The sequence below is a fragment of the Duganella margarita genome (assembly GCF_009857535.1).
Classification (GTDB): domain Bacteria; phylum Pseudomonadota; class Gammaproteobacteria; order Burkholderiales; family Burkholderiaceae_D; genus Rugamonas; species Rugamonas margarita.
Map to the genome: position 1 here is coordinate 1 of NZ_WWCS01000061.1, position 1,340 is coordinate 1,340.

A 1,340-nucleotide genomic window follows, 5' to 3' on the forward strand; every position below is an offset into this window, starting at 1 on the left:
GACGCCCAGCACGCAGCGGCCGCAGCTCATCCGCTGCAGCGAGCGGGCGCCATCCAGCCATGGGATCAGGCCATCCGGCGGCAACGCCAGCTGCGCCGCCAGCGCCACGCCGGGGGCGGCGGCGCCGAGCGCGGCCAGCCACACAAACGGATCGTCGAGAATCGGGTGGCTGCCTTCGGCGGCCGACTGCGGCGCGGCGTGGCTGGCCCACAGAGCGGCAAAGCCGTAGCGGCCGGCGCGGCTGGCGACCGCCAGTTCGATCACCACGTCGGCGCGCTGCGCCGGCTTGCGCGCCGCCGGCGTCATCAGCCCCAGCGTCATGCCGCCGTTCTGGAACAGCTTGTCATAGGCAAGGTTGGACATCGCACATCCTGGTCGGTTAGGGATGTGGCCAGTCTAGGACAAGGGCGGCGGCGGGAGAATCCCACGCCTGCCGAATTCACCTTTGCGCAGATCGCAAAGCCCGCCCTCCCATCCGCGAGGGACCGGCTGCGGAAAGCTGCACTATTTGCGGATATTCTTCAGCACCGACGGGGCGCTGGCCATGAAGGCGTGCAGTTTCTGGTCGATCAGGCGTTCGATATCCTGCGGCACCGGCAATCCGTACACCGATTTGCGCATGCCGACATAGAAAATCGCCGCGTGCAGTCCCCACACGAACTCGATTTCGTCTTCATATTGCTGCGGGGTGGGGGCGGCGACCTTGAACTCGCGGCGCAGTTCGGCCAGCACCACATCGAAGATGCGCTCGCGCAGACGGGTCAGGTAGCGGCTGTTGATGCCCTCGCGCGACAGGCCGGCGTGGATGAAGATGCGGATCCAGTCGCGCTGCAGGATCACCTTGCTGTACTGCTGGTAGAAGTCGTGCAGGCGCTCGGCCAGCGGACGCTTGCGGTCGGCCAGGATTTCCTCCCACTCGGGATTCCAGCGCGACAGGTAGACTTCCTCGAACACGCGGTCGGCCAGCGCCTGCTTGTTGGGGAAGTAGCGATACAACAAGGGCTGCGAGACGCCGATCTCCTTGGCCAGATCGCGGGTGCTGGCGCCGAAGCCATGTTCCGCGAAGTAGCGGATGGCTTTCTGGACGATGAGTTGCTCGCGTTCCTCCGGGGCCAGGCGCGGGGTCGGCGCGGTGGGCGCCGGCGTGGCAACGCGGGAAGAAGCTTTCTTGGTGGCGGGCGTTCCCATGTCTGGCTCTCAGTAAAGAAGCGCCAAGTATAGCCAGCCATGGATGATTTGACAAATGAGGCGGCAGCGACGCCGCGTCCGCCCCGGCTCAGCCCAGCGCCAGTTGCGGCAGCGCCGGGCGCCCGGACGGGCGTGCCGGGGCGCGGCGCGGC

At 67.2% G+C, this 1,340-nt stretch carries 1 protein-coding gene and 1 pseudogene; both read right to left on the reverse strand.

Annotated features, from left to right (window positions below):
- Nucleotides 1-363: pseudogene (locus GTP55_RS29140) on the reverse strand (TIGR03571 family LLM class oxidoreductase); the annotation flags it as partial.
- A gap of 141 nt (nucleotides 364-504) precedes the next feature.
- Nucleotides 505-1,188: a TetR/AcrR family transcriptional regulator gene (locus GTP55_RS29145; protein ID WP_161048255.1), complete on the reverse strand. Its 684-nt coding sequence runs from the start codon at nucleotides 1,186-1,188 to the stop codon at nucleotides 505-507.
- Between the last annotated feature and the right edge of the window lie 152 nt (nucleotides 1,189-1,340).

Coding starts and splice junctions, on each gene's coding strand:
- GTP55_RS29145 (WP_161048255.1), bottom strand. CDS start 1,188: ATGGGAACGCCCGCCACCAAGAAAGCTTCTTCCCGCGTTGCCACGCCG.